Below are 7,790 nucleotides of genomic sequence, written 5' to 3'. Positions count from 1 at the left end.
GCAGTCGAAGCTGCTCGAAACGTGGCACTGGCTCGCTCCCGTGACGTCCGGCTGACAAAAAGACGGGATACGACACGCGTCATCGGGGCTGTCGGTGGCGGACGAGTTTGGGACGATGCGCCGGTCGACATCACCGACGCGAAGGGATCCCCCGCGATGGCAAAGGTCATCTCCACGCTGTTCATCTCGGCCGACGGCGTGGCCGAGATCGACCCTGACTGGCACTTCCCGTACTTCGACGAGAACATGGGACGCGCCGTCACCGAGGACTACGACACCGCCGACGTGCTGCTCATCGGCCGCGAGACGTACGACAGCTTCGCCGGGGCCTGGCCCGGCCGGGAGGCCGCCGGTGGTGACGACGCACCGTTCGCCAAGCAACTCGGCGACATGCGCAAGGTCGTCGTCTCGCGTCAGTCGCTGGAGTTCTCCTGGCGCAACTCGGAGCTGATCAACGGGGACCTCCTCGACGCCGTCAGCGCGCTCAAGGCCGATGCCGGCGTCCGGGGCATCCTCATCCCGGGGTCGATCTCGGTGGTGCAGCAACTGCTGGCCGCGGGCCTGGTCGACGAACTGCGCCTGCTGGTGCACCCGGTGGCCGCGCGCAAGGGCCGCAGGCTGTTCGACGAGGGCGAGGCGGCGTACCACCTGCGGCTCGTGGCTTCGGAGGCGTTCCCGACCGGGGTCCTCCGCGTGATCTACGCCCCGGGCACGGCGCCGACGCCGGTCGGCTACGACGAGGTCAAGGATCAGGTGTCGGCCGGCAACTAGGGCGTTCCTGGCCGGTCGCTCGCGGACCGGGATAGTCGTACGCCCATGTGAAAATCTCGTCGTGACTGAGTGGACGTACAACGACCGCCCCGAGGGCGTCAGGTTCCTCACCGATCGGGTCCCCGAGCCGGGTCGCACCGCCGTCGACGACGAGCTGTGGGGCTGGGTGGTGCGGGGTGAGAGCGACCCGGACGAGTTCGTCGACGTCTTCGACGACCCCGACGAGCGGTGCGGTGCCACCGACGACGACCTCAGGACGGCGTACGAGGCGGCGTTGGCGGTTCGGCGGGAGCAGCAGCGCGGGTGGGGTGAGGTGCGCGGCCACCTCACCCGTGCCTTCGCCGAGCTCAATGAGCTGGGGGTGTTGGCCCGGGAGGACTTCAGTTGCTGCGGCACCTGCGCGAGCGCCGAGATCCACGACGAGCGGGACGACTCCCGCCACTGGCACGGGTTCCTCTGGTACCACCAGCAGGACACGGAGTCGCTGATCGCAAGCGAGGACGGCGAGGTCTACCTCGGCTACGGCGTCTATCCCGCTGCCGACTTCGACGAGGTCGCCTATGCCGCCCTGTCGGAGGCCGAGCAGCAGGCCAGCTACCAGGCCGACCTGGAACGACTGCTGGACGAGGTCGCGTTTCCGGTGCTCCGCAAGCACGGCATGCGGGTGGAGTGGAACCGTAAGCAGTCCCGGCGGATCCGGGTCACCGGTGCCCGATGGTATGCGCCGCTGGATTGGCGGCTACCGATTCATCCCACACTCCGGACGGGTGTTTAGTGAGGCCGATCGATATTGACGGGGGCGGTCGGCGGCGACAGGATCTCGGGCACCACCACCCCTGATCCCCTCCTGGGAGCCTCCATGACCCGTCCCCGCCTGCCCCGGATGCGGGCAGCCACCCGGTTGGCCGCCCTCGCCCTCGCCACCGCCGGTGTGCTGCTCACCGTCGCCACCCCCGCCAGCGCGGCCGTGCCCACCGGCCGTTACGTCGCGCTGGGCGACTCGTACACCTCAGGCCCGCTGGTCCCCACCCAGATCGACCTCAACTGTCTGCGGTCCAACCGCAACTACCCGTCGCTGGTGGCGGCGTCCGCCGGCTCGTCGTCGTTCGCCGACGTGAGCTGCTCCGGCGCCACCACCGACGACATCCTCTACGGCGGTAGTGGCGCACTGGGCATCACGCTGCCGCCGCAGCTCAACGCGGTCACCTCGAACACCTCGCTGGTGACGGTGCAGATCGGGGGCAACGACATCGGCTTCGCCGGCATCATCGGCGACTGTGCGGAGGCCAGCGTCAGCAGCCCGCTCGGCTCGCCGTGCAAGAACCGGTACACCGCCGGAGGGGTCGACCAGTTGCAGGCGCGGATCGTCGCCGCCACGCCGAAGGTCACCGCCGTGCTGCAGGCGGTCCGGCGGGCCGCCCCGAACGCGCGGGTGGTGGTGCTCGGTTACCCGGCGATCCTGCCGGACACCGGTTACGGCTGCTGGCCGGTCGTCCCGATCGCCTACCAGGACGTGCCGTACCTGCGTGGCATCGAGAAGTCGCTCAACGCCATGCTGGCCAGCGCCGCGAGCGCCAACGGCGCCACCTACGCCGATGTCTACACCCCGTCGATCGGCCGCGACGCGTGCAAGAGCAGCGGCACCCGGTGGGTCGAGGGTCTGGTGCCGCAGAACTCGGCCGCGCCGTTCCACCCCAACGCCCGGGGTGAGCAGGGCATGGCCACCGCCCTGCTGGCCAGGCTGAACAGCTGACCGGACCCGGTTGAGCCGGCCCCGTCGGAAACGGCGGGGCCGGCGCAGCACCGTCGGCGCTGACGGTGCTTCCCGACGCGGCACCACCACCCGAGGCGACGTCGCGGTGCTTGAGATCGCGCAGTCCGGGGTACCGAACGTGTCATGCCGAGCGTGGGGCAAGTCATCGGAGGCCGTTACCGCCTGGTCGAGAGCATCGCCAGCGGTGGGATGGGTGACGTCTGGCGGGCGGTCGACGACACCCTGGACCGCTGCGTGGCGGTCAAGATGCTGCAACCTCGGCTGGTCGCCGACGCCGGCTTCGGCGAGCGCTTCCGCCGCGAGGCGCGGGCCATGGCGGCCCTGCGTCACCCGGGCGTGGCCCAGGTCTACGACTACGGCGAGGTGTCCCAGGCCGACGCGCCGGTCCTCGCGTACATCGTGATGGAGTGTGTGCAGGGACAACCCCTGTCGGAGCGGATCGCCGAGGTCGGTCGGCTGGGGGTGGCCGAGACGATGTCGATCGCCGCGCAGACCGCCCGCGCGCTTCAGGCCGCACACGACGCCGGCCTCGTGCACCGGGACGTGAAGCCCAGCAACCTGATCATCGAGCCGGACGGGCACGTCGTACTCGTCGACTTCGGCGTCGCGGTGACGCCGGAGGCGGCGAGCCTGACCGGCACGAACCAGGTCGTCGGCACCGCCCACTACATGGCCCCCGAGCAGATCACCAGGAACGAGACCACCTCGGCGATCGACATCTACGCGCTCGGTGCGGTCGTCTACCACTGCCTCGCCGGTAGGCCCCCGCACCAGGGCGAGCACGCCGTCGCGGTGGCGCTGCGCCATCTCGAGGAGGAGCCACCGGCGCTGCCGGAGGACGTTCCGGCGGAGGTCCAGCGCCTGGTCGCCACCGCGATGGCCAAGGAGCCGACCCGCCGTTTCCCGACGGCGGCGGCGATGGCCACCGCCGCGCAGACGCTCGCGGAGCCGTCCGATGAGTTGGTGCGGACGGCCGTCGGCGCGCCGGTCGCGGCGGCGGCCGGGCGCTTCCCGGCCCGGCGCTCGGTTGCCGGCGGCGCGGCGAAGCGGTCGGGGGGTCCCGGGCCGAAGGTGCTCGCGGTGCTTCTCGGATCGATGGCCGCCGCGGCTGCCGTCCTGGTGTTCGCCGATCCCACCGGCATGATGCCGGGCCCGGCCGGGCGATCGTCGACGCCGCCCGGAGCGCCGTCCTCGGTGTCGCCAACGGCGCCCGCGCAGCAGGAGCCCGGGCCCGGCGCCGGCGGCGGTGAACCGGCCAACCGCGGTTCAGCAGGCGTGCCGGTGCGTGCGCCCGGGTCGCCGACGCCCAGCCGTTCGGCGGGCGACGGGGCGGCGGGCCGACCGACACCCTCCAGCACGAGCACCTCGGACGCGCCCGGACCCACCACCTCCGAGAGCCCCGATGCGGAGCCGACGACCGACCCGACCGGTGGAACAACGGCGCCATCCTCGGTGGCGCCGACCGAGGCACCAGCGGCCGACAGCGAGGAATCCGACGACACTGAGCAATCGCCGGAGCGGGAGACGGTGGCCGGCGAGAGCGCCGCGCCGCAGGCCTAGCGGACGGCGGCGACTGTCACGGCCGGGGCGCGCCCGTCGGGACCGTCGAGGCGTGGCGGCCGGTTACATCTCTGGCGTGGGGGCCGGGGCCGCCACGCCAGAGGTGGTGTCAGGTGGTGCTCAGCGTCAACTGGTACGACAGGTGACCGTCGGCCAGGTCCAGTTGCCGTTGGCCATGATCGTCACACCGAAGTTGTTGCCGTTGCCGTTCGGCGTCGCGGTGACAGTGCCACTGTTGCCGTTCACCGCGGCGTTCCAGCTGTTCTGGATGCTCTGGCCGCCACCGAGGCCGAGGCTGACGACCCAGTTGTTGGTGCCACTGACCGCGACGTTGAGGTTGAACCGGTCACCCCACTGCTGGCCGGCGGAGAGCGTCGCGGTGCAGTTGCCGGTCCCCGGGTTGCCGGTGGTGGGCCCGGACGTCGGGTTGCCGCTACCGCCCTCCCGGACGGTGATGTCGGAGCTGCCGCTGCTCTGGTAACCCTCGGTGGCCATGATCTGGTAGCTGTGGTTGCCGAGGTTCAGGCCGGCGCGGGCCCAGCCGTCGAAGTGGTTGGCGGTGGTGATGGTGCCGCTGGAGCGCTTCTGCTGGCGGACGCTCCAGTACTGGTAGAACGTCTGGGTGCCGTCGATCGACGGGGCGTTGACCCGCTGGCTGCGGAGGATGTCGTAGGTGCCGCCGTCGGTGGTGACAGTGCCCAACCGCTGGGCGCCGCTGCTCGGGTTGTAGCTGCCGAAGTTCTCCACCACGTAGTACTCGACCAGCGGGTTGCGGGTCCACCCGTACAGGGCGAGGTAGGTGTTGTTGTTGCCCGGGTTGTAGCTGCCCGAGTAGCTGACCGTCCGTCGGTTGCCGGTGGCCCAACCCTTGCCGCCGACCCAGTTGTTGGTGCTCCGGTCCCAACTGCTGGTGTACCGGCCGTCGGCGCGCAGCGTCATGCTGGCGTTGCCGCTGTCCTTCCAGAACGAGAAGTAGTACCCGTTGTGCGTGCCGGTGAGGTTCGAGGTGAGCGTCCGGTCGGCCTCGGCGTACGCATTCGTGGCCGTCATCGTGCCGGCGACGGCCAGGACGGCGGTGCATGCGGCGCCGAGGAGCAACCGCATGCGGCCGCGACTTCTCGGTCTGGTGTGGCTGGTGTCGGTCATGGAACTGTTGCCTCCTCGTGACGGCTGGCGGGGGGCCAGCGGCGCGGTACGCCTCGGCAGGCTGCCGGTGGTCGGGTAAGGGCCACGGCGTCATACCGCTCTGGTGGTGGGGCCGGTCGTCCTGCACGACGACCGGAGAAGTGGGTCGCGGTGGTTTGGTGCTGACGACGATTGAGCGCCGTCGATGGCGACCGTATGACCCGGTCCACGGCTTGTCAACAATTTTCGGAAACACAATGGCAACACAGCCGTCGTCGCTGATTCCACATTCATCCAGGTCAGTAGTGGATCAGAGCGCAGGGTGGTCATCGGACGTTCCCAGTGGCGGAGCGAGGGCTCGGCCGAAGATCGCTGAAAGTTCCGGAGACTTTCCGGATCTCGTGCGCCGACAGTGGCAGATGGTGCGGACAACGACCGCTGGTGCGACCGGTCAGCGACGCCCGAGCGCGTTGAGCCGGGCGGCCTGCCGGGTCAGGTGGTCGCGTTCGGCGAGGTTGGGGGCCTGCCGGGCCGCCTCGGCGTACCGCCGCGCCGCCGTCGCCAGGTCGCCGTCGCGCTCGTGCAGGTACGCCGCCACCGCCGTGTACCGGGGCAGTGTGTCGTCCAGCGCCGCGAGAGCCCTCAGGCCGGCCCGGGGACCGTCGGCCTCACCGACCGCCACCGCCCGGTTGAGTCGGACGACCGGGTTGTCGGTCAGGCGCACGAGTTCGTCGTACCACTCCACGATCTGCACCCAGTCGGTCTCGGCGGCGGTGGGCGCGTCGGCGTGCAGCGCCGCGATGGCGGCCTGGGCCTGGAACTCGCCCAGTTGGTCGCGGGCCAGGGCCGCCTGGAGGATCTCGACGCCCTCGGCGATCAACCGGGTGTCCCAGCGGCCGCGGTCCTGCTCGGCGAGGGGCACGAGGGTGCCGTCGGGCGCGGTACGGGCGGCGCGGCGGGCGTGGTGCAACAGCATGAGGGCGAGCAGCCCCGCCACCTCGGGGTGGTCGATCGCGGCCGCGAGCTGTCGGGTGAGCCGGATGGCCTCGGCGGCGAGGTCCACGTCACCGGAGTAGCCCTCGTTGAAGACCAGGTAGAGGACGCGGAGCACGGTGGCGACGTCACCGGGTCGGTCGAACCGCAGCCCGGAGACGGTGCGTTTCGCCCGGCTGATGCGCTGCGCCATGGTCGCCTCGGGCACCAGGTAGGCGTGCGCGATCTGGCGGGTGGTCAAGCCGCCGACGGCGCGCAGCGTGAGTGCTACCGCCGACGACGCCGTCAGCGACGGGTGGGCGCAGAGGAAGTAGAGCGCAAGGGTGTCGTCCATGGTGGGGGCGGGCCCCGGCGCCGGCTCCTCGTCGACGAGATCCTCACGCCGACGGCGAGCGGCGTCGGCTCGGGCCGCGTCGAGGAACCGCCGCCACGCCACAGTGGTCAGCCAGCCCAACGGGTCGCGCGGCGGGTCGACCGGCCAGACGCGGACCGCCTCGACCAGGGCGTCCTGCACGGCGTCCTCGGCCGCCGCGAAGTCGATTCCGCGGCGGACGAGGATCCCGAGGACGCTCGGCGTGAGGTTGCGCAGCAGCGTCTCGTCCATCGGAGTTGTCACTCCGTGATGGTCGGCGGCTCGCTCAGGAACGGGCGCAGCTCCAGCCACTCGTGGATCGGCTTGCCGCCGGCACCGGGAGCGGCCGACAACTCCCCGGCCAGCTCGACCGCCCGGTCGTAGCTGTCGACGTCGATCACCATCCAGCCGGCGATGAGATCCTTGGTCTCGGCGAACGGGCCGTCGGTGACCGGCGGTCGGCCCGGGCCGTCGTACCGGACGAACGTGCCCTCGGGGGCGAGTGCCTGGCCGTCGACGAACTCGCCGGTTGCCTCGAGCCGGGCCGCGAAGTCGCGCATGTACTGCATGTGGGCGGAGATCTCCGCCGGCGTCCACTGGTCCATCGGCACGTCGTGCACCGCCGCCGGGCCGCCCCGGTAGTGCTTGAGCAGCAGGTACTTGGCCATCGTGATGCTCCTTGAAGCTGGCTGCGACCCATCGTGGTCACGTTCACCCCGGGGACGGAGCCGGTCGGGACTTCTCGACATGGCTGTCCGCTTTTTCTTCCCCCGCAGGTTAACCTCGGGTGAATCGTCCGCCGTTGGGGTACCTCGGGTGGGCCCAAAACTTGATTCGTTCCAAAAAAGTGAGCTAGTGTTCGTACCCGTGATGTCCGACTTCGAGGCGCAGCTGCGGGCTGTCTCGTTGCGCGTGACCCGGCCCCGGTTGGCGGTGCTCGCGGCGCTGCGCGACCACCCGCACATCGGCACCGAGGCGGTGATCTCGCTGGTCCGGGCGGGTCACCCCACGGTCTCCCACCAGGCGGTGTACGACGTGCTGCGCGTGCTCACCGACGCCGGGCTGGTGCGGCGCATCCAGCCCGCCGGGGCGACCGCCCGCTACGAGTCCCGGGTCGCGGACAATCACCACCATGTCGTGTGCCGCTCCTGCGGCACCATCGCCGACGTCGACTGCGCCGTCGGTCACGCCCCCTGTCTCACCGCCTCGGGCGAC

Annotated in this window: 9 protein-coding genes; 6 read left to right on the top strand and 3 right to left on the bottom strand. The window is 70.9% G+C overall.

All coding sequences use genetic code 11. The features are described 5' to 3' along the window. The first annotated feature begins 156 nt into the window (after positions 1–156). The 4 genes from KBX53_RS14980 (at position 157) to KBX53_RS14965 (ending at position 4,105) form a co-directional block, all read left to right on the top strand. Complete coding sequence (locus KBX53_RS14980; RefSeq protein ID WP_210859879.1) at positions 157–771, top strand: dihydrofolate reductase family protein; 615 nt, start codon at positions 157–159, stop codon at positions 769–771. A gap of 61 nt (positions 772–832) precedes the next feature. Next, entirely contained in the window at positions 833–1,546 is a 714-nt protein-coding gene (locus KBX53_RS14975) for a hypothetical protein (protein ID WP_210859877.1), read from the top strand. An 84-nt stretch (positions 1,547–1,630) separates the two neighbouring features. Then, positions 1,631–2,524 carry an SGNH/GDSL hydrolase family protein gene (locus KBX53_RS14970; protein WP_210859870.1) on the top strand — a complete coding sequence of 298 codons (894 nt, stop codon included), beginning with the start codon at positions 1,631–1,633 and terminating at the stop codon, positions 2,522–2,524. Positions 2,525–2,677: 153 nt separating this feature from the next. After that, positions 2,678–4,105 carry a protein kinase gene (locus KBX53_RS14965; protein ID WP_307857952.1) on the top strand — a complete coding sequence of 476 codons (1,428 nt, stop codon included), beginning with the start codon at positions 2,678–2,680 and terminating at the stop codon, positions 4,103–4,105. A 126-nt stretch (positions 4,106–4,231) separates the two neighbouring features. Here the strand turns inward: KBX53_RS14965 and KBX53_RS14960 are convergent, their stop codons facing one another. Continuing rightward, positions 4,232–5,251, bottom strand: coding sequence for a glycoside hydrolase family 11 protein (locus KBX53_RS14960; protein WP_210859866.1), 1,020 nt, complete (start codon positions 5,249–5,251; stop codon positions 4,232–4,234). Between KBX53_RS14960 and KBX53_RS36850 the strand changes: the two genes are divergently transcribed. Continuing rightward, entirely contained in the window at positions 5,208–5,330 is a 123-nt protein-coding gene (locus KBX53_RS36850; protein WP_256443362.1) for a hypothetical protein, read from the top strand. The two genes, KBX53_RS14960 and KBX53_RS36850, sit on opposite strands and share 44 nt — an antisense overlap. A gap of 351 nt (positions 5,331–5,681) precedes the next feature. Here the strand turns inward: KBX53_RS36850 and KBX53_RS14955 are convergent, their stop codons facing one another. Both KBX53_RS14955 and KBX53_RS14950 read right to left on the bottom strand, forming a co-directional pair. Then, positions 5,682–6,827, bottom strand: coding sequence for an RNA polymerase sigma factor (locus tag KBX53_RS14955; protein ID WP_210859883.1), 1,146 nt, complete (start codon positions 6,825–6,827; stop codon positions 5,682–5,684). Between the two features lie 8 nt (positions 6,828–6,835). Next, positions 6,836–7,243 (bottom strand): YciI family protein, encoded by a 408-nt coding sequence (locus KBX53_RS14950; protein ID WP_030337686.1) that lies wholly within the window; start codon positions 7,241–7,243, stop codon positions 6,836–6,838. A 199-nt stretch (positions 7,244–7,442) separates the two neighbouring features. On the opposite strand from KBX53_RS14950, the gene KBX53_RS14945 reads away from it, so the two are divergent. Next, positions 7,443–7,790: Fur family transcriptional regulator (locus KBX53_RS14945; protein ID WP_210859881.1), on the top strand; the 348-nt coding region annotated here is incomplete at its 3' end.

The sequence above is a fragment of the Micromonospora sp. M51 genome (assembly GCF_018070305.1).
GTDB lineage: Bacteria > Actinomycetota > Actinomycetes > Mycobacteriales > Micromonosporaceae > Micromonospora > Micromonospora parva.
The sequence above is the reverse complement of the archived record's forward strand: the minus strand, read 5'-3'. Positions and strand labels throughout refer to the sequence as shown.

What these genes read in the sequence shown, in the direction of transcription:
- KBX53_RS14980 (WP_210859879.1), top strand. Translation starts at nt 157, where the DNA reads ATGGCAAAGGTCATCTCCACGCTGTTCATCTCGGCCGACGGCGTGGCC.
- KBX53_RS14970 (WP_210859870.1), top strand. Translation starts at nt 1,631, where the DNA reads ATGACCCGTCCCCGCCTGCCCCGGATGCGGGCAGCCACCCGGTTGGCC.
- KBX53_RS36850 (WP_256443362.1), top strand. Translation starts at nt 5,208, where the DNA reads ATGCGGCCGCGACTTCTCGGTCTGGTGTGGCTGGTGTCGGTCATGGAA.
- KBX53_RS14960 (WP_210859866.1), bottom strand. Translation starts at nt 5,251, where the DNA reads ATGACCGACACCAGCCACACCAGACCGAGAAGTCGCGGCCGCATGCGG.
- KBX53_RS14955 (WP_210859883.1), bottom strand. Translation starts at nt 6,827, where the DNA reads ATGGACGAGACGCTGCTGCGCAACCTCACGCCGAGCGTCCTCGGGATC.
- KBX53_RS14950 (WP_030337686.1), bottom strand. Translation starts at nt 7,243, where the DNA reads ATGGCCAAGTACCTGCTGCTCAAGCACTACCGGGGCGGCCCGGCGGCG.